16 protein-coding genes are annotated in these 22315 nt (G+C 71.4%); 5 read left to right on the top strand and 11 right to left on the bottom strand.

The features are described from left to right. Positions 1–29 precede the first annotated feature (29 nt). From ACIQMV_RS11215 to ACIQMV_RS11170, 10 genes are all read right to left on the bottom strand, one after another. The gene (locus tag ACIQMV_RS11215) at positions 30–1154 is read right to left on the bottom strand and encodes an inositol-3-phosphate synthase (RefSeq protein ID WP_402592424.1); all 1125 of its coding nucleotides are present in this window, start codon (positions 1152–1154) and stop codon (positions 30–32) included. 516 nt (positions 1155–1670) lie between these two features. Beyond that, a complete protein-coding gene (locus ACIQMV_RS11210; protein WP_402592423.1) occupies positions 1671–4826 on the bottom strand; it encodes a ThuA domain-containing protein in 3156 nt (1051 codons plus the stop codon). A gap of 319 nt (positions 4827–5145) precedes the next feature. Then, on the bottom strand, positions 5146–6147 hold the full coding sequence (locus ACIQMV_RS11205; RefSeq protein WP_402592422.1) for a sugar phosphate isomerase/epimerase family protein: 1002 nt from the start codon (positions 6145–6147) through the stop codon (positions 5146–5148). Positions 6148–6159: 12 nt separating this feature from the next. Continuing rightward, positions 6160–7380, bottom strand: a complete 1221-nt coding sequence (locus ACIQMV_RS11200; RefSeq protein WP_401770666.1) for a Gfo/Idh/MocA family protein — start codon at positions 7378–7380, stop codon at positions 6160–6162. Positions 7381–7459: 79 nt separating this feature from the next. Then, positions 7460–8500, bottom strand: coding sequence for a substrate-binding domain-containing protein (locus ACIQMV_RS11195; protein WP_402592421.1), 1041 nt, complete (start codon positions 8498–8500; stop codon positions 7460–7462). Positions 8501–8550: 50 nt separating this feature from the next. After that, positions 8551–9597 (bottom strand): ABC transporter permease, encoded by a 1047-nt coding sequence (locus ACIQMV_RS11190; protein ID WP_141356659.1) that lies wholly within the window; start codon positions 9595–9597, stop codon positions 8551–8553. Further along, the gene (locus ACIQMV_RS11185) at positions 9594–11150 is read right to left on the bottom strand and encodes a sugar ABC transporter ATP-binding protein (RefSeq protein ID WP_402592420.1); all 1557 of its coding nucleotides are present in this window, start codon (positions 11148–11150) and stop codon (positions 9594–9596) included. The genes ACIQMV_RS11190 and ACIQMV_RS11185 overlap by 4 nt, the downstream gene beginning before the upstream one ends. 358 nt (positions 11151–11508) lie before the next feature. Continuing rightward, positions 11509–12690 (bottom strand): ROK family protein, encoded by a 1182-nt coding sequence (locus ACIQMV_RS11180; protein ID WP_401770673.1) that lies wholly within the window; start codon positions 12688–12690, stop codon positions 11509–11511. A gap of 258 nt (positions 12691–12948) precedes the next feature. Further along, positions 12949–13626 (bottom strand): GntR family transcriptional regulator, encoded by a 678-nt coding sequence (locus tag ACIQMV_RS11175; protein WP_402592419.1) that lies wholly within the window; start codon positions 13624–13626, stop codon positions 12949–12951. Between the two features lie 217 nt (positions 13627–13843). Then, positions 13844–14791, bottom strand: coding sequence for a beta-ketoacyl-ACP synthase III (locus ACIQMV_RS11170; protein ID WP_402592418.1), 948 nt, complete (start codon positions 14789–14791; stop codon positions 13844–13846). 336 nt (positions 14792–15127) lie between these two features. Between ACIQMV_RS11170 and fdhD the strand changes: the two genes are divergently transcribed. Then, a complete protein-coding gene (gene fdhD, locus ACIQMV_RS11165) occupies positions 15128–15976 on the top strand; it encodes a formate dehydrogenase accessory sulfurtransferase FdhD (protein ID WP_141356669.1) in 849 nt (282 codons plus the stop codon). Positions 15977–16033: 57 nt separating this feature from the next. Here the strand turns inward: fdhD and ACIQMV_RS11160 are convergent, their stop codons facing one another. Beyond that, a complete protein-coding gene (locus ACIQMV_RS11160) occupies positions 16034–17053 on the bottom strand; it encodes a bile acid:sodium symporter family protein (protein WP_402592470.1) in 1020 nt (339 codons plus the stop codon). A gap of 203 nt (positions 17054–17256) precedes the next feature. Between ACIQMV_RS11160 and ACIQMV_RS11155 the strand changes: the two genes are divergently transcribed. The 4 genes from ACIQMV_RS11155 to ACIQMV_RS11140 all read left to right on the top strand — a co-directional run bounded on the left by ACIQMV_RS11155 (position 17257) and on the right by ACIQMV_RS11140 (position 22294). Further along, positions 17257–18129, top strand: a complete 873-nt coding sequence (locus ACIQMV_RS11155; RefSeq protein WP_141356673.1) for a LysR substrate-binding domain-containing protein — start codon at positions 17257–17259, stop codon at positions 18127–18129. A gap of 530 nt (positions 18130–18659) precedes the next feature. Next, entirely contained in the window at positions 18660–20486 is a 1827-nt protein-coding gene (locus ACIQMV_RS11150; RefSeq protein WP_141356675.1) for a long-chain fatty acid--CoA ligase, read from the top strand. 156 nt (positions 20487–20642) lie between these two features. Beyond that, positions 20643–21479, top strand: a complete 837-nt coding sequence (locus ACIQMV_RS11145; protein WP_402592417.1) for an aldo/keto reductase — start codon at positions 20643–20645, stop codon at positions 21477–21479. A 179-nt stretch (positions 21480–21658) separates the two neighbouring features. Beyond that, complete coding sequence (locus ACIQMV_RS11140; protein WP_402592469.1) at positions 21659–22294, top strand: glycoside hydrolase family 75 protein; 636 nt, start codon at positions 21659–21661, stop codon at positions 22292–22294. The last annotated feature ends 21 nt before the right edge of the window (positions 22295–22315 follow it).

The following is a 22315-nucleotide window of genomic DNA, read 5'->3' as shown; positions in this document are numbered from 1 at the left end:
GGCGACGGCCACCAGACCGTGGCGGGTCGTCACTGGTCCCCCAGCCGTCGGCCGAAGTCCAGGAGCGCCGCGTACTGCTCCCCCAGCGCGGCGGGGGCGCCCGGGTCGGGATCCTTGAAGTAGAAGCCGAGTTCGGGGCGCGGCCCGGTCAGTCCGCGTTCGTGGGCGCGGGCCAGCAGCCGGGCCAGGTCGAGGACCAGGGGCGCGGCGAGCGCCGAGTCGCAGCCCTGCCAGGTGGTCTGGAGGGTCATCCGGGAGCCGAGGAAGCCGTCGAAGGCGATGTGGTCCCAGGCGGTCTTCCAGTCGCCGAGCGCGGGCACGTCGTCGATGTGCACCTCTCCCTGGGGAACCGTGCCCAGGGTGTCGGCGAGGACCCGTTCCTTGCCGGAGTTCTTCGCCGCGGCGGCGGCGGGGTCGGCGAGGGCGGCGCCGTCACCGCCGCCGAGGAGGTTCGTTCCGGACCAGGCCAGCACTCGCAGCGCCCGCTGCGTGAACATCGGGCCGAGCACGGACCGCAGCAGGGTCTGCCCGGTCTTGCCGTCGCGGCCCGCGTACGGCAGGGCGGCCGTCTCGGCCTCGGCGGCGAGCGCGGGGTGGTGCAGCCCGGTCGACGGGGTGAAGTTGACGTACGGGCAGCCTGCCCGCAGGGCCGCTGCCGCGTAGAGCGAGCTGGCGGGCAGGGCGGTGCCCTCGGGGGCCGGTTCGGTGGAGGCGACGTTGACGACGACGGTGCGGGCGAGGTTGTGGCTGCGGGTGAAGTCTCGGATGTCATCGGCGAGGGCGTCGATGAGAACGTCCTCGCTCCGGGTGTCTCCGGGCAGCGGACCGCCTGGCCTGATCTCCCCGTCGGCGGTGGCGAGTTCACTGTGGACGGCGGACGGCAGGCCGTGCGGCAGGACACCGCCGGCGGCGAGGCTCTCGGCCCGTTTGGGCAGCGGGCAGTCCACGGTGTCGTGCCCGCCGAAGACGAGGGAGGACAGGGCGGGCAGGCCGCTCGCGGCGAAGGGCTCCGTCTCGGTGACGAGGCCGGCGGCGGGATGCAGTCCGGCGGCGACGGCGGCGCATCCGGTGATGGCGGTGGTGGCGACGGAGCCTCTCGCGCCGATCAGCCAGACGCCGGTGCGGGAGGGGGAAGCGGAAGGTTCGGCGGACATGGGCAGCCTCCTTGTCGTACGCGAACCGGAAGCCGGACGGGTGGTCGGGCGCCGGGCGGCCTGCGGGATACCGCCGCGGGTACCTGCGCCGGGTCTCCGGCCGGGCAAGGTCCCGACCTGAGCCGAAACCAAGCCCGGGACCGGATCCAGGACCTGGTCCCTGGGCCGGAGCCGGGACCGGATCCCGGACCGGCCCCGGAGCCCGGAGCGGACTCGCGGCCCGGACCGGACCCGGAGCCCGGAGCGGACTCGCGGCCGGAATCGGGATCCGGAACCGGAACCGGGATCCGAGACCGGAGTTGGAGCAGGGGTCCGGCGCCGCCGGCTCCGCCTTCCCGCCCCAGGTCGGGTTTCGGCCTGGGCCGGGGGCGGGGTGCCGGCGAGGGTGGGCCGGGGTCGTCGCGCCCCCGGTCGGGGGCCCGGGCCGGCCCGGTTGGGTTGGGGACGGCGGGCGGGAGTCCGGCGTCTCCCGCCCGCCGCCGTCTCAGGCACCCTCGGCGGGCGGCTCTCCTTGGATCAGGCGGTGCGCGGCTTGCAGTCGGCCTTCTCCTGGCCGGTGACGTACTTCAGCCCACCGAGCAGGTGACTGCGGAAGCCGTCCTCGGCGTAGGACTCCTTCGTGTGGCCGAGGCCGGTGTAGAAGGAGCGCCCGCCCTGGTAGGCCTGGCACCAGGCGATCGGGTGGTCGCCGTTCATCGTGCCGCCCTGGTAGGTGCTCTCGTCCAGGGTGGCCAGGACGCGGGCGTGGTCACGCGGGTTGGAGCGGTAGTTGTACCACTCGTCCGTGCGGTCCCACGCGTCGTCGAGGCCCTTGGTGGCCGGGTGGTCGTGCTCGGGGACCCGGACGGTGGCCTTCTGGATCTGCGGGTGCGAGTCGAAGTACGCGCCGACCAGGCCGCCGTAGAACGGCCACTCGTACTCGGTGTCGGCGGCCGCGTGGATGCCCATGTAACCGCCGCCGCCGGCGATGTACTTCTCGAACGCCTGCTTCTGGTCGGCGTTCAGGACGGTGCCGGTGGTGGAGAGGAAGACGACGGCGTCGTAGCGGGCGAGGTTGGCGGTGGTGAACTGCTTGGCCTCCTCGGTGGAGTCGACGGTGATGCCGCTCGGCCCGCCGAGGTCCTTCAGGGCCTGGACGCCGGTCTCGATGGAGTCGTGGCGGAAGCCGGCCGTCTTGGAGAAGACGAGGACCCGCTTGGCGTTCTTCGCCGGCTTCTTGTCCGAGATCATGAAGTCGTCGACGTCGTAGAGCGCTCCGTCACCGCCCTTGAAGACCAGGTACAGCTCGGTGGTCTTCTTCGGCAGCTTGCTGAGCGGGATGTCGATGTTCTGGAAGGTCTCCCAGCCGCCGGTCACGGGGACGACCCCGGAGCCGTGCAGGGTGCCGTTCGGCCCTCCGGTGCGGACCTCCAGGTACCCGCCGGCGCCACCGGAGGAGACCCGGGCGGTGAGCGTCTGGGCGCCTTCGAGGTTGTACGGCTTGAACGAGATCCAGTCACCGTTGTCGATGTCGCCGACGGTCTTGCCGCCGTGCGCCTCGGTCTTGTCGTAGGTGCGGATGCCGCTCTGGGCGTTGAAGTGCTCGGCCTGCCGGTGGCGGGGCTGGAGCACGATCCGGGCGTGGGTGGTCAGTGCTTCCTGGCCACCACCGCCGTTGTCGGTGTACTCGGCGTCGAGGACCCCGAAGATGTTGGCGTTGGGGTCGTGCTCGCCGTCGGCCGGCACGGCGAGGGTGCCCTCGCAGCCGTTGGCCGAGGTGATCGGGTGACCGTGGCTGTCGTGGCCGAGGATGTAGCGGACGGTGACCTTGGAGCAGTCGATCTTCTTGTCCTCGGCGTCGGTGACCTTCACCTTGAACGGGATGGTGTCACCGAACTCGAACAGGGCGCCGTCCGCCGGGTTCTGGAAGGTGACGATGGGCGCGGTGTTGCCGACGACCACGTGGACGTTGGCGGTGGCGGTGTAGCCGCTCGGGTCCGTCACGGTGACGGTGGCGGTGTACGTGCCGTTGGCGCGGTAGGTGTGCTGGGGCTTCGCGCCGGTGCCGGTGGTGCCGTCACCGAAGTCCCAGCTGTAGGTGAGCGCGTCGCCGTCGGCGTCCTCGCCGGTCGCGGAGAAGGACACCTTCAGGGGCGCCTTGCCGGAGGTCTTGTCCGACGTGGCGGTCACGGTCGGCGCGTGGCCGTTGGTGACGTTCTCGATGCGGTAGAGCGCGGAGTTCTCGTCGCCGCCGAACCAGGACAGGCCGTAGTCCAGGACGTAGAGGGCGCCGTCCGGGCCGAAGGCCATGTCCATCACCTGGGTGCCGGACCAGGGGAAGGGGTTGATGGACTTGACGGTGCCGTCGTCGTCCTGCTCGATCCGCTTGATCCACCGGCGGCCGAACTCACCGGCGAAGAAGTCCCCGTCGTAGGCCTCGGGGAACTTCGCGGCGGAGTTCAGGTCGGGGTCGTAGCGGTAGACCGGGCCGCCCATCGGGGACTCGGAGCCGGTGCCGAACTCGGGAATGGAGCCGCCGTCGTAGTCGATCCAGGCCGGCTGGGCCGGCGGGAGGTCGACCAGGCCGGTGTTGTTCGGCGAGGTGTTCTTCGGCGCCGAGCAGTCGAAGGCCGCGCCGGACTGCTTGGTGGCGAAGTCGTACTTGATGTACGCCTCGTTCTTGCCGACGCAGTAGGGCCAGCCGTAGTTGCCGGGCTTGGTCACGCGGTTGAACTCGACCATGCCGGAGGGGCCGCGGTTGGCGTTGGCGGAGCCGGCGTCCGGGCCGTACTCGCCGATGTAGATGGCGCCGGTGGGCTTGTCGATGCTGAACCGGAACGGGTTGCGGAATCCCATCGCGTAGATCTCGGGACGGGTCTTCGAGGTGCCCGGGGCGAAGAGGTTGCCCTCGGGGATGTCGTAGGAGCCGTCCGGCTTGACCTTGATCCGCAGGATCTTGCCCCGCAGGTCGTTGGTGTTGCCCGAGGTGCGCTGGGCGTCGAACGCCGGGTTCCGGGTCGACCGCTCGTCGATCGGGGTGTAGCCGTCGGAGGCGAACGGGTTGGAGTCGTCGCCGGTCGACAGGTAGAGGTTGCCGTCCTTGTCGAAGTCGATGTCACCGCCGACGTGGCAGCACATGCCGCGGGACGTCTTGACCTCGAGGACGTTCTTCTCGCTGGCCGTGTCGAGGGTGCCGTCCTGCTTCAGGACGAAGCGGGAGAGCCGGTTGACGCCGTCGAAGGGGGCGAAGTCGGCGGCGGTGCCGTTCTCGGGGGCGTCGCCGGGCGGGGTGTTCAGCGGCGGCGCGTAGTAGAGGTAGACGAAGCGGTTCTCGGCGAAGTCGGGGTCGATCCCGATGCCCTGGAGCCCTTCCTCGTCGTGGTCGTAGACGGCCAGCTTGCCCGCGACGGACGTGCTGCCCTGCGCGTCGGTCAGGCGCAGGGTGCCGTCGCGGGAGGTGTGCAGCACGCTGCGGTCCGGGAGGACGGCCAGCGACATCGGCTCGCCGACCTCGGGGGCGCCCTTGGCGAGGGTGACCTGCTGGAAGTCCTCGGCGGCCGCGGCGGCCGGCTTGGCGGCGCCGGGGTCGGCGGCGCTCGCCGGCGGCGCGGCGAGCGCGAGCGAGCTGCCCGCGAGGAGTGAACCGGTAAGAAGTGCGAGTGCCTTGTGGAATCTGGGACGTTTCCTGTGCACGAAGATCCCTCCGGGAGGGTGGGGGTCGTACGGGGCGGTTGCGATGTGTCGGGGTGCGCCGTCACCCCGGAGATGTGCGTGACCTGTACAACTCCGGGACCGTAGCTGGCTTTGTCGGAGTCGGATAGCCCTTGCACAACAGAGAAGTTGAACTTTTTCCAGCATCAGGACAAAGCGGTTTTCGGGCATGCCGAACCGACGGGTGGCGCCCCGCGCCACCCCCGAGGGGGCGCGGGGAACTGCGCGACCAGCCACAACGGACCCGCAGCCGCCGACGGACAAAGCCCGAAACGGCGCTCCGCTCCGCCGGCCGGCGGAGCTACTCGCTGCCGAAAGCCGCGTCGAACGACGCGCTCGGCGGGTCGAAGTCGAACTCCCTGAGCCTCCGCAGCGCCTCGGGGGCGCCCTGGAGCCGGTCCATGCCGGCGTCCTCCCACTCCACCGAGACGGGGCCGGTGTAGTCGATGGACCGGAGCATGCGGAAGACGTCCTCCCACGGGACGTCACCGTGCCCGGCGGAGACGAAGTCCCAGCCGCGCCGGGGGTCGCCCCACGGCAGGTGCGAGCCGAGGCGGCCGTTGCGCCCGTCGAGGCGCTTGCGGGCCTCCTTGCAGTCCACGTGGTAGATCCGGTCCCGGAAGTCGTACAGGAAGCCGACGGGGTCGAGGTCCTGCCAGACGAAGTGGCTCGGGTCGAAGTTCAGCCCGAACGCGGGCCGGTTGTCCACCGCGTCCAGGGCCTGCCGGGTGGTCCAGTAGTCGTACGCGATCTCGCCGGGGTGCACCTCGTGCGCGAAGCGGACGCCCTCGGCGTCGAACACGTCGAGGATCGGGTTCCACCGGTCGGCGAAGTCCTGGTAGCCGCGTTCGATCATGCCCGGCGGCACCGGCGGGAACATCGCGACCAGGTGCCAGATCGAGGAGCCGGTGAACCCGATGACGGTGTCGACGCCGAACGCCGCCGCCGCCCGCGCCGTGTCCTTGAGCTCGGCGGCGGCCCGCTGCCGTACGCCCTCGGGCTCCCCGTCGCCCCAGATCCGGGCCGGCAGGATGCCCCGGTGGCGCTCGTCGATCGGGTGGTCGCAGACCCCCTGGCCGACCAGGTGGTTGGAGATGGCCCAGCACTTGAGGCCGTACTTGTCGAGCAGCGCGCGCCGCCCGTCGAGGTAGGCCGGGTCGGCCAGCGCCTTGTCGACTTCGAAGTGGTCTCCCCAGCAGGCCAGTTCGAGTCCGTCGTAGCCGAAGTCGCGGGCCAGCCGGCAGACCTCCTCCAGCGGGAGGTCGGCCCACTGGCCGGTGAACAGGGTGAACGAGCGTGACATGACCGGGCCTCCCTAGACCGGGACGGGCGTGTAGAGGGAATTCTTCGCCGCGCTCTCCTCGACGGCGGCCAGGACCCGCTGGACCTGGAGCCCGTCGGCGAAGGACGGTTCGGGCGCGGTGCCCGCGGCGATCGCGAGCACCAGGTCGCGGGCCTGGTGGACGAAGCTGTGCTCGTAGCCGAGTCCGTGGCCCGGCGGCCACCAGGCCTCGAGGTAGGGGTGGTCGGGTTCGGTGACGAGGATCCGCCGGAAGCCGGCGCTGACCCCGGGTTCGGTGTGGTCGTGGTACGAGAGCTCGTTGAGCCGTTCCAGGTCGAACGCGAGCGAGCCGTCGGCCCCGTTGAGTTCGATGCGCAGCGCGTTCTTGCGGCCGGAGGCGAACCGGGTCGCCTCGAAGGAGGCGAGCGCGCCCGAGCCGAACCGGGCGGTGAACAGGGCCGCGTCGTCGACGGTGACCTCCCCCCGGCCGCTGCCGCCGATGCCGCTGAGCCCGGCCGCCGCCCCGGCCGGCAGCGGACGCTCCCGGACGAAGGTCTCGGTGACCGCGGACACCCCGGTGATCGGCTCGCCCGCGAGGTACTGGGCGAGGTCGACGATGTGGGCGCCCAGGTCGCCGAGGGCGCCGGAGCCCGCCGAGTCCTTGCGCAGCCGCCAGGTCAGCGGGAACTCCGGGTCGACGAGCCAGTCCTGGAGGTAACTGACCCGTACGTGCCGCAGGGTGCCGAGGCGGCCCTCGGCGACCATGCGGCGGGCCAGGGCGGTCGCGGGCAGCCGCCGGTAGTTGAAGCCGACCATGGCGACCTGACCGCGGGCCCGCGCCCGCTCGGCCGCCTCGGTCATCTCCCGTGCCTCCTCGACCGAGTTGGCGAGGGGCTTCTCGCAGAGCACGTGCTTGCCCGCCTCCAGGGCGGCCACGGCGATCTCCGCGTGGCTGTCGCCCGGGGTGCAGATGTCGACGATGTCGACGTCGTCGCGGGCGATCAGAGCGCGCCAGTCGGTCTCGGCGTCGGCCCAGCCGAGCCGGGCGGCCGCGCCCCGCACGGCCGCCCCGTCACGTCCGGCGACGACGGCCAGTACGGGCCGGTGCGGCAGGTCGAAGACGCGGCCCACGGTGCGCCATCCCTGGGAGTGGGCGGCGCCCATGAAGGCGTAGCCGACCATGCCGACACGCAGCGGAGGCTTTCCGGCCGCGGGCTCGCTCTCGGCCTGCTCCGACTGTCCCTTCAGGCCCATACCGATAACTCCTTCTCGTAAACGTTCGCAGCGGCGTTCCCGACGCCGTGATTGCGATGTGGGGGGTTGGCAGCGCCCATCACTTGAAGCCGGTGGGCATGTACTGGTCGATGTTGGTCTTGTCGACCACGGCCGAGTACAACGTGATGGACGCCGGGATCTCGAACTCCGCCATGCCGGACACGCCCTTGCCCTGGCCCAGCGCCCGGGCCAGGTCGATCGCGGACGCGGCCATGGTGGGCGGGTACAGCACGGTGGCCTTCAGAACGCCCTTGTCCTGCTTGATCTCTTCGAACGCGGAGAGCGCGCCGGCGCCGCCGACCATGAGGAACTCGTCGCGCCCGGCCTGCTCGATGGCGCGCAGCGCGCCGACGCCCTGGTCGTCGTCGTGGTTCCACAGCGCGTCGATCTGCTTCTGCGCCTGCAGGAGCTGGGCCATCTTCGACTGGCCGGACTCGACGGTGAACTCGGCGGCCTGGCGGGCCACCTTGGTGATGTTGGAGTAGTTCTTCAGCGCGTCGTCGAAGCCCTGGGTGCGCTGCTTGGTCAGCTCCAGGTTGTCGAGGCCGGCGAGTTCGACGACCTTCGCGTTCGACTTGCCCTTGAGCTTCTCGCCGATGTACTGCCCGGCGTTGAAGCCCATCCCGTAGTTGTCGCCGCCGATCCAGCAGCGGTACGCCTGCGGGGAGTTGAAGACCCGGTCGAGGTTGACGACGGGGATGCCCGCGCGCATCGCCTTCAGACCGACCTGGGTGAGTGCCTTGCCGTCGGCGGGCAGGATCACCAGGACGTCGACCTTCTTGTTGATGAGGGTCTCGATCTGCCCGATCTGCGCGGCGGTGTCGTTGGAGCCCTCGGTGATCTCCAGGGTGACGTCGGAGTACGTCTTGGCGCGGCTCTTGGCGTTCTCGTTGATCGCGTTGAGCCAGCCGTGGTCGGCCTGCGGGCCGGCGAAGCCGATGGTGACGGCCTTGCCGGGGGTGTTGTCGGCGGCGGGCTTGTCGTTCACCGCGGGCTTGTCGTTCTTGGGCTCGTTGCTGGTGCAGGCGGCGAGGAAGGCGGTGGCGCCGACGGCGGCGCCGCCGAAGAGCAGACCTCTGCGGCTCGGTATCTGAGGCATGGCGATGGCCTTTCCGTTGAGGGCCGTACGGAGCGGGCGGTTCGACTGGGCTACGTGGTGGAGGCGGTGCGCCGCTGCACGAGGACGGCGGCGACGATGATGGCGCCCTTGGCGATCTGCTGGACGTCGCTCTGGAGGTTGTTCAGGGCGAAGATGTTGCTGATCGTGATGAAGATGAGGACGCCGAGGACGGAGCCGACGATGGTGCCCCGGCCGCCGCTCAGCAGGGTCCCGCCGATGATCGCGGCGGCGATGGCGTCGAGTTCGTACAGGTTGCCGTTGGTGTTCTGGCCGGAGCCGGCCAGGACGATCAGCAGGAAGGCCGCGATGCCGCAGCACAGTCCGGACAGCAGGTAGAGGTAGAGGCGCTGGCGGCGGACGTCGATGCCCGCCAGGCGGGCCGCCTCCGCGTTGCCGCCGACGGCGACGGTGCGCCGCCCGAACGTGGTGCGGTTGAGCACGAGCCAGCCGATGACGGTGACGGCGGCGAAGACGAGGACCAGCGGCGGCACGCCGAGGACGTAGGAGTCGCGTTCGCCGAGGCTCAGGATGCCGTCGATGGTGACGATCTGGGTCTTGCCACCGGTGATCTGCAGGGCGAGTCCGCGCGCGGAGGCGAGCATGGCGAGGGTGGCGATGAACGGGACCATGCCGCCGTACGCGATGAGGACGCCGTTGACGAGTCCGCAGCCGACGCCGACGAGCACCGCCGTGAACAGCACGCCCACGAAGCCGTACTCCTGGGTGGCGACGGTGGTGGCCCACACGGAGGCGAGGCCGACGATCGCGCCGACGGACAGGTCGATGCCGCCGCTCATGATGACGAAGGTCATCCCGACGGTGACGACGCCGATGATGGACGCCTGGGTGAGCACCAGTTGCAGGTTGCGGGTGTCCAGGAACTGGTCGGGTTTGGTGATGCCGCCGATGAGGACGAGGACGGCGAGCACGCCGAGCAGCGACAGGGTGCGCACGTCGGCGCGCGCCCACAGGACGCGCAGCGGGCCGGCGCCGCCGGCCGGGGCGTCCGCGCGGGCGGTGGGGGGCGGCCCGGCGTCGGGTCCGCCCTGCTGGGCCGGGGTGGCGGGCTGCGTCATGACGTCGCGCTCCCTTCCTCGGTTACGGACTGCGTGGACACGGGGCTTCCTTCCATGACCAGGTCGAGTACGCGGTGTTCGTCCAGTTCCCGGGCGGGTGCCGTGTGGACGACGCGCCCTTCGCGGAGCACCAGGACGCGGTCGGCGAGGCCGAGCACCTCGGGCACCTCGCTGGAGACCAGGAGGACGGCCAGGCCCTCGTCGGCGAGTCGGCGCACCACCGCGTACAGCTCGGCGCGGGCGCCGACGTCGACGCCGCGGGTGGGTTCGTCGAGGAGCAGGACGCGGCAGCCGCGCAGCAACCAGCGGGCGAGGACCGCCTTCTGCTGGTTGCCGCCGGAGAGGGTGCGCACCGGGGCGTCGGGGTTGTCGGGGCGCAGGGAGAGTTCGCGGGTGGCCTGCCGGGCCGCGTTCCGTTCGGCGCGCCGGTCGAGCCAGCCGCCGCGGGCGAAGCGCGACAGCGTGGAGACGCTGACGTTGCGGGTGACGGACTCCAGCATCAGCAGGGCCTGGGCCTTGCGTTCCTCGGGGGCGAGCCCGAGTCCGGCGCGGACGGCGGAGCGCACGCTGCCGGGACGCAGCGGTGTGCCGTCGACGAGGACGCGGCCCGCGCTGGGCTTGCGGGCGCCGTAGATGGTCTCCAGGATCTCGGAGCGGCCGGAGCCGACGAGTCCGGCGAGACCGACGATCTCGCCGGGCCGCAGTTCGAGGTCGAGGGGGGCGAACTCGCCGTCACGTGCGAGACCTTCGACGGTGAGGACGGGCGCGGGGTACTCGGTGGAGAACGCGGGACGCGGCGGGAAGACGTACTCGACGTTGCGGCCCGTCATCAGGGAGACGATCTCGCGGGTCGGGGTGGATTCGGCGGGCAGGCCGCCGGCGACGGCGCGGCCGTCCTTGAGGACGGTGACCCGGTCGCCGATGCGGCGGATCTCCTCCAGGCGGTGGGAGATGTAGACGACGGCGACACCGTCGGCGGTGAGGTCGCCGACGATGCGGAAGAGGTTGTCGACCTCGTCCGGGTCGAGGGCGGCGGACGGTTCGTCCATCACGATGAGCCGGACGTCGTGGGAGAGCGCCCGGGCCATGGAGACGACCTGCTGCTGGGCCGCGGAAAGGTCGCCGACGAGCCGGGCCGGGTCGATCTCGGGGTGGCCGAGCCGCTTGAGGAGGCCGGCGGTGGCGGAGCGGGCCTCGCGGCCGCGGACGACGAAGCCGGCGGTGACGGGTTCGTGGCCGAGGAAGACGTTCTCGGCCACGGACAGGTGTCCCACCAGGTCGAGTTCCTGGTAGATGGTGGCGATGCCCAGGCTCATGGCCGCGATCGGGGACTTCAGGGTGATGGGCTCGCCCCGCCAGGTGATCTTCCCGTCGTCGGGCTGGTGGGCCCCGGCGAGGACCTTGATGAGGGTGGACTTCCCGGCGCCGTTCTGGCCGAGCAGGCAGTGGACCTCTCCGGCCAGGACCTCCAGGTCGACTCCGTCCAGGGCACGGACTCCGGGGAACGACTTGGTGATGCCGGACATGCTGAGCAGGGGTGGTTCTGGGGCCATGGTGGTTCCCCTCGGCGGATACGGCCGGTCTCAGGGCAGGGCTGACGTACGCGGGGCGTACCGGTGCCGGTGCGCGGTACGCGGCGTGTGCTGGGGTGTCGGGGTACGGAGAGGTGCGGGTACTCGGGGGTGTGCGGGGCTGGGGTACGCGGGGTGCGGGCGCGCCGATCGACGTGATGCGTGCCGGTGCTCGGAACGCGCTGGTGGTGTGCGGACGTAATGGTGCGCGGACGTGCTGTCCGCGGGACGTGTCGGTGGTGCCGAGGTGCGTGCTCTGGTGGTGCGGGACGTGCCGGTGGTGCCGTGCTGTGTGCCGGTGGTGCGGGACGTGCCGGTGGTGCGGGGTGGTGCGCGCCGGTCAGGCCGGCGAGAACAGGTGGTCGCTGATGAGCCGGGCCGCGCCGATGACTCCGGCGGCGGGCCCCAACTCGCCCAGGACGATGGGCAGGTTGCCGGTCGCCAGGGGCAGCGACTGGCGGTAGACCTGGGTGCGGATCGCGGCGAGCAGGGTGTGACCGAGGCCGGTGACCCCACCGCCGATCACCACCAGGCCGGGGTTGAAGAAGGAGACCAGTCCGGCGATGACCTGGCCGGTGCGGGTGCCGCCCTCCCGGATCAGGCCGAGCGAGGTGGCGTCGCCCGCGGCGGCCGCGGCGGCCACGTCGGCGGCGCTGAGGGTGCCGTTCGTCTCCAGCCGGGCCGCCAGTTCGGCCGACAGGCCCTGCTGGGCCGCCTCCAGCGCGTCACGGGCCAGGGCCGCCCCGCTGAAGTGGGCCTCCAGGCAGCCCCGGTTGCCGCAGACACAGGGGCGTCCGTCGGGCACGGCCTGGATGTGCCCGATGTCGCCCGCGCTGCCGGTCGTTCCGCGGTGGACCTCGCCGCCGACGACGATGCCGCAGCCGATGCCGGTGCCGATCTTGACGCAGAGGAAGTCGCCCACGGAGCGGGCGACGCCCGCGTGCTGCTCCCCCATCGCCATGAGGTTCACGTCGTTGTCGACCATGACCGGGCAGCCGAGTTCCTGGCTGAGCGCCTCCCGTACGGGGAAGCCGTCCCAGCCCGGCATGATCGGGGGTGCCACGGGGACGCCCTGGGGGAAGCGGACGGGACCGGGGACGCCGATGCCGGCGCCGTCGTAGCCCTCCGCGAGCCCCGACATCCGCAACTTCGCCGCCATGGCGAGGACTTGCTCGAAGACCGCGACGGGCCCCTCGCGTACGTCCAGCGGCTGGTTGAGGTGTCCGAGCACTTCCAGTTCGGCGTTGGTGACCGCGACGTCGACCGAGGTCGCGCCGATGTCGACGCCCAGGAACCGCAGTTCGGGGGCGAGCCGGACGTTGTGGGAACGGCGGCCGCCGCGCGAGGCGGCGAGTCCGTCGGCGACGACCAGTCCTGTCTCCAGGAGCCGGTCCACCTCCACGGCCAGCTTCGACCGGGACAGCTCGACGCGGTCGCCGAGCTGTGCCCGGGAGCTGGGTCCCCCGTCGCGCAGCAGCTTCAGCAGCCGGGCCTGGTGTGTGTTGGCGGGTCGTGCCGTCATACGTCTCACATGCCCCTCCCCGCCTCAATTCGGCCTGTGCGCAAGGGATTCCGGCCACTTGGCCGCTTGCTTGAGAGAGGAACGTAGCAGCGACTGCCAGAACTGGGAAGAAGTTGCGCATGGATTGCCGCCAACTTTCCCCACCGACAGGACAAAGTTGGCGGCGTCGAGCGGGACCCCGGGCCGGCCCTCATGAGGTCGGGGCGGGGCTCGTCGGGGCAGGGCGCGGCCCGTGGGATCAGGGCTCGACGGGTGGGGTCAGGGCTTGGCCTGGCCGTGGTACGAGCTGCGGGTGTGCTCCGTGTGCTCACGCATCAGACGGGTCGCGCGCTGCTCGTCGCGATCGGCGATCGCCTCGATGAGCTCGCGGTGCTCGACCCAGGACTGGCGGCCGCGCTGCCGGGCCACCGGCGTGTAGTACCAGCGCACCCGGCGGTCGACCTGGGCGGCCAGCTCGGCGAGCACCGCGTTGCCGGCCAGCTCCACGATCTTGGCGTGGAAGCGGGCGTTCAGGGCGACGGCCGTGTCCACGTCGTCGGCGGCGACGGCCTCGAACCCCTGCGCCACCAGCTCCTCCAGGGCGGTGACGCCGTCGCGGTCCGCGTTCGCGGCGGCGAGGCGGGCCGCCTCGGCCTCCAGGAGCATGCGCACACCGAGGAGCTGGTCGGCCTCCTCCTCCGTCGGCTCGTGCACGAAGGCGCCCTGGGCGGGCCGCAGATCGACCCACCCCTCGGTGTTCAGCCGCTGGAGCGCCTCGCGCACCGGCTGCCGGGAGACACCGAGGTGCCCGGCGAGTTCGCTCTCGACGAGGTGCCGGCCCGGCTGGAGGGCGCGGGTGGTGATGAGCTCCAGCAGGGCTTCGTAGACGCGCTCACGCAGTGGGCCGGGGCGCTCGAGCCTGGGCACCGCCCCCTGCGGCAGTCCTGTCGACACCATCGCGGTCCCCTCCTCGGCCGGGCGCGCGCAGCGGGCGGACACCCGGGTCCTTGACACTCGGGCGGAGCATCGATCGCCGTTCGTCTACAGTCTACGATGCACAGTCGCCACGGTCGGCGGATGTCGCGCGCGTCACCCCCACGCGCGACGCACACACGCGCGTGAGGCCCGCGCGCGTGAACCCCTCCCACCCACCGGGCGAGGACGGGGTCGCCGTTCACGGGCAGCGCACGACCTGCCCGGCGTAGGACAGATTGCCGCCGAAGCCGAACAGCAGCACCGGGTCGCCGGTGGTCACCTCGCCCCGTTCGACGAGCTTGGACAGGGCCAGCGGGATGCTCGCGGCCGAGGTGTTGCCGGACTCGCTGACGTCGCGGGCGACGACGGCGTTGACGGCCCCCAGCTTCGCGGCGAGCGGCTCGATGATGCGCAGGTTGGCCTGGTGCAGGACGACCGCGGCGAGTTCCTCGGGCGCGAATCCGGCCCGCTCGCAGGCCTGCCGGGCCAGTGGCGGCAGCTGCGTGGTGGCCCACCGGTAGACGCTCTGCCCCTCCTGCGCGAACCGCGGGGGCGTGCCCTCGATCCGCACCGCGTGCCCCATCTCGGGCACCGAGCCCCACAGCACCGGCCCGATCCCGGCCTCCTCGCCCGGCCGGCAGGCCTCGACGACGACGGCCCCGGCCCCGTCGCCGACGAGCACGCAGGTCGTGCGGTCGGTCCAGTCGGTCACATCGGTCATCTTGTCGGCGCCGATGACCAGGGCGCGGGTCGCGGCACCGGCGCGCACGGTGTGGTCGGCGGTGGCCAGGGCGTGGGTGAAGCCCGCGCACACGACGTTGACGTCCATCGCGGCCGGCCGCGGCACGCCGAGCCGCGCGGCGACGCGGGCGGCGGTGTTCGGGGAGCGGTCCGTGGCCGTGGAGGTGGCGACCAGCACCAGGTCGATGTCGGCGGGCGCGAGGCCGGCCGCCGCGAGCGCCTTGGCGGCGGCGTGCGCGGCGAGCTCGTCGACCGGCTCGTCGGGCGCGGCGATGTGCCGGGTACGGATGCCCACCCGGCTCCTGATCCAATCGTCGCTGGTCGCCACGATGCCCTCCAGGTCCTCGTTGGTGAGCACCTTGGCGGGCTGGTAGTGACCGACGGCGGTGATGCGCGAGCCGTTCATGGGTGATCCCCCTCGTGGCCGTGGGTAGCGGGATTCACCAGTCTGATCAGTGACTCACGGGTAACGCGGCAGGTGAAGTCACAGGATTGACGGTCCCCGCTTGTCGGCTTCTGTCAGAGGGACGCCCGCCCTCACGGCCGGGGGCCCTTGCCCCGGTGGCCACGTGCGGCAGACAATACATCGTCGACAGTATTCAGGCGGCTCTTTGGAGAGGTCACGGCCGCCATGGGCGGGGGCGGGGTTCTCCCGCCGAGATCCCCTGCCGCGCGTGCAGGACAATGAGATCGTCGGGGCCGCTTCGGCCGGAGAGCGCACAGAACCGGGGCTGATCAGGACATGGGACGAGTCACGGAACGACGCAAGGTGATCCGCATCCGGGACGGAGCCGTCTCGTCCCGTCCCGACACGCTGGTCGCCGAGGAGCCGCTGGAGATCCGGCTGAACGGCAAGCCGCTCGCGATCACCATGCGCACACCGGGCGACGACTTCGCGCTGGCGGCCGGTTTCCTGGTGAGCGAGGGCGTGCTGGCCGCCACGTCCGACCTGGTGAACATCGTGTACTGCGCGGGTGCGACGGCGGACGGCTCGAACACGTACAACGTGGTGGACGTGAAGACCGCGCCGGACGTCGTCCTGCCCGACATCACCCTCGAACGCAACGTGTACACGACCTCGTCGTGCGGCCTGTGCGGCAAGGCGAGCCTGGACGCGGTCCGTACGACGGCCCGCTGGCCGATCTCCGACACGCCTCCGCTGCGGGTCGGGCCCGAGCTGCTGGCGAGCCTGCCCGACCGGCTGCGGGCCGCCCAGCGCGTCTTCGACCGCACCGGCGGACTGCACGCGGCGGCCCTGTTCACCGAGGACGGCGAACTGCTGGACATACGGGAGGACGTGGGCCGGCACAACGCGGTCGACAAGCTGATTGGCCGCGCCCTGCAGAACGGCGACCTGCCCCTGTCCCGCAGGATCCTGCTGGTCTCCGGTCGCGCCTCCTTCGAGCTGGCCCAGAAGGCCGTCATGGCCGGTATCCCGGTGCTGGCGGCCGTCTCGGCGCCGTCGTCCCTGGCGGTGGACCTGGCCGCGGAGACGGGACTGACGCTGGTGGGCTTCCTGCGGGGCAGCTCCATGAACGTGTACGCGGGCGCGGAGAGGATAGCCCTGCGGGAGGCGGCCGCCCACGGCTGAGCCGCCCCGCGGTCGACAACGGAGACCTGTCAACGGGAACCTGTCAACGAGGACCTGTCAACGAGGACGGGTCGCCGTGCCGACCGCGGTGCGTGACGCCGCCGACGGCGCCCGCTCGGCGCCCTCCTGCCGCGCCTCGGGGTCCCGCGCCCGGCGCTTGGCGATCACCGCGCACACCATGAGCTGCATCTGGTGGAAGAGCATCAGCGGCAGCACGGCGAGCGAGGCATGGGCCCCGAACAGGACGCTCGCCATGGGCAGCCCGGAGGCCAGCGACTTCTTCGAGCCCGCGAACTGCACCGCGATGCGGTCCTCGCGGGAGAAGCCCAGCGCCCGTGTGCCGTACCAGGTCAGGGCGAGCATCACGGCGAGCAGCAGGGCCTCGACGACGAGCAGCCCGCCGAGCCGTACGGGACTGACCTGGTGCCAGATGCCGCGCACCATGCCCTCGCTGAACGCGGTGTAGACGACGAGCAGGATCGAGCCGCGGTCGACCAGCCCGAGGACCTTCTTGTGCCGGGCGACGAAGCCTCCGATCCACGGCCTGAGGACCTGCCCGGCGACGAACGGCACGAGCAGTTGCACCACGATCGTGACCAGCGAGTGCCCGGAGAAGCCACCGCCGCTGTTGCCGAGCAGCGCCGCCGCGAGCAGCGGGGTCAGGATGATGCCGACCAGGGAGGAGAAGGAGCCGGCGCAGATCGCGGCGGGCACGTTGCCGCGGGCGATGGAGGTGAACGCGATCGACGACTGGATGGTCGACGGGACCAGGGTGAGGAAGAGCAGGCCCTGGTAGAGCGGCTGGTTCAGCAGCACCGGGACGAGTCCGCCGGCGGCGAGGCCGAGCAGCGGGAAGATCAGGAAGGTGCAGGCCAGGACCGTGACATGCAGCCGCCAGTGCTTCAGGCCGTCCAGCGCCTCACGGGTGGACAGCCGGACGCCGTAGAGGAAGAACAGCAGGGCGATCGCGGCGGTCGAGGCGCCCGAGGCCGCATGGGCGGCCGTGCCGCGGGCCGGGAGGAGTGCCGCGATGCCCACCGTCGCCAGCAACAGGACGATGTACGGGTCGATCGGCAGCCGGTTCGTCCTGCGCAGGCGTTTCACGGTGCTCCACTTGCTCGTGCTGTTCGGTTCGGTACGGGCGCCGTCGCGCCCGTGCGGCCCGTTTCACAGGCCGACGGATCCCCTCTCCATCGTGCTCCCTCCGAGATCGATCGGGAATCCGTCATACCGCTCTGACTGTCATCGCGTTGTGCGATAACCGCGATAACCTGTGCCTCGTGTACGACCCCGCCCAGCTGCGCACCTTCCTGACCGTGGCCCAGACCCTCAGCTTCACGGGGGCGGCCCGGCGGCTCGGGCTGCGCCAGTCGACCGTCAGCCAGCACGTGCGCCGTCTCGAGGACGCGACCGGCAGGCTGCTGTTCACCCGCGACACCCACTCGGTGGAGCTGACCGAGGACGGCGAGGCCATGCTGGGCTTCGCGCGCCGGATCCTCCAGGTGCACGAGCAGGCGACGGCGTTCTTCACCGGCGCCCGGGTGCGCGGCCGGCTGCGGTTCGGCGCGTCGGAGGACTTCGTGCTGACCCGGCTGCCGGAGATCCTGGAGGGCTTCCGCTACGAGCATCCCGAGGTCGACCTGGAGTTGACGGTGGAGCTGTCGGGCACCCTGCACGAGCAGCTCGCCGCCGGAAAGCTCGACCTGGTGCTGGCCAAGCGGCGCCCCGAGGACCCGCACGGCGAGCCGGTCTGGCGCGACCGCCTGGTCTGGATCGGCGCCGAGCGGCTGCGCCTGGACCCCGACCGCCCGGTGCCGCTCATCGTCTACCCGCCGCCGGGCATCTCCCGGGCCCTCGCCCTGGAGGCCCTGGAGCGCCAGGGCCGGCCGTGGCGCGTCGCCTGCACCAGCGGCAGCCTCAACGGGCTGGTCGCCGCCGCCCGCGCGGGCCTCGGTGTGATGGCCCACTCCCGTGGCCTGATCCCGCCGGGCCTGGCGCGCGTCCCGGACCGCGCGGGCCTGCCGGAACTGGGCGGAGTCGACTTCGTCCTCGTCCACGGCCGCCGTCACGACACGCCCCACCACGCGGCCGACGCCCTGGCCACGGCCATCCTGACCAGCGGCGACCGCCTCCACCGGCGCGGAGTCGGCTAGTGCTGTGACCGGAAAGGTTCACCGGCTCGCGACGCCCGGCACGGCACTCCCCCAGCCTTCGGCCGGGGGTACCCCCACGCCGCGTTGTCGCATCACCCGAGTACATCCAGTACGCGGGCAATGCTCCGCCTCGCGAGGCTCCCCCACAGCCTGAACGGCGTGGGAGGTGCCCCCAGCACCGGACGCCGCGAGCTTCCCGGCAAACCTTCCCGGCCACAGCACTAGACCGCGATCGGTCCGGGTCGGCGACGGCCGTCGCCGCGACCGGCGCCTGGCTTGTTCACGGCGGTCGCCGCGGCCGTCGGGCCGGCCGGTTCCGAGGGCCGTAATCGGGCCGTACAGATTCGGTGGAGATAACGGCACCGAAACTTACTGTTCCGTAGGAAATCCTGTCCGACCCTTCCCCTTGTGAGCGCATTTTCCGGCGTCCCCCGAGGCGCTGCCCGCCTTCGCGGGCCCTCCCGTCCCCCGCCGCGCTGGGGTAGCTTTCACGGCGCTGTGCGGAGCGTCACAAGGAACGGGAGCGGGGTTTGCGCGAGTTCACCAGCCCTCCGTCGACGTTGCCACCGCCGGTGGGCGGACTGGCCGACGTCGTCTTCCAGCATGCGCTGGACGACCCGCTCCACATCGCGCTCGGCCGCAAGGACGAGTTCGGCAGGTGGCGGGATGTGACCTGCGCTGAGTTCCGCGACGAGGTGCTCGCCCTCGCCAAAGGCCTGCTCGCCCAGGGCATCCGCTTCGGCGACCGCGTCGCGATCATGTCCCGTACCCGCTACGAGTGGACGCTGTTCGACTTCGCGCTGTGGACGATCGGCGCCCAGGTGGTGCCGCTCTACCCCACCTCCTCGGCCGAGCAGTGCTTCTGGATGCTGTACGACGCGGAGGTCACGGCGGCGGTCGTGGAGCACGAGGAGCACGCGATGACGATCGCCACCGTCATCGACCGGCTCCCGCGGCTGCGCCAGCTGTGGCAGCTGGACACCGGCGTCGTGCAGCAGCTGTACGACGCGGGCGGGCACATCGACGACGACGTGGTGCACCGGCACCGGGAGGCGGTGACCCCGGACTCGGTCGCGACCGTCATCTACACCTCCGGCACCACCGGCCGGCCCAAGGGCTGCGTGCTGTCGCACGGCAACTTCATGTACGAGTCGGACACGGTGATCGAGCGCTGGGAGCCGGTGTTCCACAGCAGGAAGGGCGACGAGGCGGCGACGCTGCTGTTCCTGCCGCTCGCCCACGTCTTCGGCCGGATGGTGGAGGTCGCCGCGATCCGCGGCAAGGTCCGTTTCGGCCATCAGCCGCAGCTGAGCGCCTCCGCGCTGCTGCCCGACCTCCAGGCGTTCCGGCCGACGTTCATCCTGGCGGTGCCGTACATCTTCGAGAAGGTGTTCGGCGCCGCCCGCCGCAAGGCGGAGAAGGAGGGCAGGGACGGTCCGTTCGAGAAGGCCGTCGAGGTCGCCGTGAAGTACGCGGACGCCGTCGAGGCCAAGGCGTGGGGCATCGGCCCCGGCCCCTCGGCCGGACTGCGGATGCAGCACCAGTTCTTCGACAAGTTCGTGTACTCCAAGGTGCGCGCCGCCATGGGCGGCAGGATCCGCAACGCGATGTCCGGCGGCTCGGCGATGGACCGCCGGCTCGGCCTGTTCTTCGCGGGCGCCGGAGTGCAGATCTACGAGGGCTACGGGCTGACCGAGTCCACCGCGGCGGCCACCGCCAACCCGCCCGAGCGCACCCGCTACGGCACGGTGGGGCAGCCCATCCCGGGCAGCACCGTGCACATCGCCGACGACGGTGAGATCTGGCTGCACGGCGACAACGTCTTCCAGGGCTACCTCCACAACAAGAAGGCCACCGACGCGACCCTGCACGACGGCTGGCTGGCCACCGGCGACCTCGGCTCCCTCGACGAGGACGGCTATCTGACGATCACCGGCCGCAAGAAGGAGATCCTGGTGACCTCCGGCGGCAAGAGCGTGGCGCCGGGCGTGCTGGAGGAGCGGGTGCGCGACCACCCGCTGGTCTCCCAGTGCATCGTCGTCGGCAACGACCGCCCCTATGTCGCCGCGCTGGTCACCCTCGACACGGAGGCCGTCGAGCACTGGCTCCAGATGCGCGGCAAGCCGCGGATGCCGGCGGCCCGGCTGGTGCACGACCCCGACCTGGAGACGGAGGTCCGCCGAGCGGTGGTCGCCGCCAACACGCTGGTCTCCCAGGCCGAGTCGATCCGCACCTTCCGTATCCTCGCCCAGCCGTTCACCGAGGAGCACGGCCTGCTGACCCCGTCCCTGAAGCTCAAGCGCAAGGCCATCGAGAACGCGTACGCCGACGAGGTGGAGGCGCTGTACCGGATCTGAGCGGGACCGCACCGCCCCAGCCGCCCGGCCGTTTCCAGCAGGTTCCGGCAGGTTCCAGACGGTTCCGGCCGGAACGGCCGCTCAGGAATGCGATCAGGCTCGTGATCGTTGACGATGGGACCGACACACGACGACAAGCGAAGGATCGAGAAGCTCGTGAGCAGCAAGGTCCCCCCGATCATCCTCAACAACGGCGTCGAGATGCCCCAGCTGGGCTTCGGCGTCTGGCAGGTGCCGGACGACGAGGCGGAGCGGGCCGTCGCCACCGCGCTGGAGGCCGGGTACCGCAGCGTCGACACAGCGGCGATCTACGGCAACGAAGAGGGCACCGGCAAGGCCATCGCCGCATCCGGCATCCCGCGCGAGGAGGTCTTCGTCACCACCAAGCTCTGGAACAGCGACCAGGGATACGAGTCCACGCTGCGCGCCTTCGACGCGTCGCTGTCCAAGCTCGGCCTGGAGTACGTGGACCTCTACCTGATCCACTGGCCGACGCCGGCCCGGGGGAAGTTCGTCGACTCCTACAAGGCGTTCGAGAAGCTGCACGCGGCTGGGCGCATCCGCGCGATCGGCACCTCCAACTTCCTTCCGGAGCATCTGGAGCGCCTGATCGCCGAGACCTCGGTGATCCCGGCGGTCAACCAGATCGAGCTGCACCCGCACCTCCAGCAGCACGCCGCCCGCGAGTACCACGCGGAGCAGGGCATCGCCACCGAGGCCTGGTCGCCGCTCGGCCAGGGCAAGGGCCTCCTGGAGGTCCCGGCGATCGTGGCGATCGCACAGAAGCACAACCGCACACCCGCCCAGATCGTGCTGCGCTGGCACCTCCAGCTCGGCAACGTCGTGATCCCGAAGTCCGTGACGCCCTCCCGGATCCGGGAGAACATCGAGGTCTTCGACTTCAGCCTGGACGACGAGGACCTCGCGGCGATCAGCGCCCTGAACGAGGACCGGCGCCTGGGCCCGGACCCGGCGAAGTTCGACATGGCCTGACCCGGCCGGCCCACGGCGCGCCTCGGACCACTGCCCGGCGGTTCCGGGGCGCGCCGCGCTTCGTCGCTGTTGGAACGCACCTCCCGGTAAGGAAACTTTCCTGACAGAAGGAGCCCGCAGTGCACGTACGAAGACCGCCCCTCGCCACCGCCCTGAGCGCGGCCCTGCTCACCACTGGAATGCTCCCCGCGCACGCCGCCGGCGCCACCGGACCCCGGTCCGTACGGGAGGGCTCGGTCGGCGCCGCCGACCTGCTCGCCAAGGTGAGGACCTGCCGGCAGATATCCAACGGCAAGTACCGCACGGACGCGGGCGCTTCGGCCACGGTCCCCGTGTGCGGCAAGAACGGTGCGGTGTTCTGGAAGGCCGACATGGACATCGACTGCGACGGCCAGCGCACCACCCACTGCAATGAGAAGATCGACCCCTGGTTCCAGAACGACACGGCCTTCCACCAGTCCGACGGCCGGCCGCTCAAGTCCGAGTCGCTGCCGTACGTCGTGGTCCCGAGCCCGAGCGGCATCTGGAACTACGCCGGATCCGGCATCAGGGGCGGCAGCGTCGTGGCCGTGATCCACAACAACAGGGTCGAGTACGCGGTCGTCGGCGACACCGGCCCCTCGAAGATCATCGGTGAGGCCTCGTACGCCACGGCCAAGGCCCTCGGCATCAACCCGGACCCGGTCACCGGCGGCGTCGACTCCGGCGTGACGTACATCCTGTTCAGGAACTCCCGGGCCTCGCCGATCGAGAGCCACAGCGCGGCGGTCGCGCTCGGCGAGCGGCTGGCGAGGGAGTTCATCGCCGCCAACTGAGCCAGGAGGGCCGGAGGGGCG

This window comes from Streptomyces sp. NPDC091412 (genome assembly GCF_044756885.1).
Classification (GTDB): Bacteria; Actinomycetota; Actinomycetes; order Streptomycetales; family Streptomycetaceae; genus Streptomyces.
This window is presented reverse-complemented; position numbering and strand designations above follow the sequence as displayed.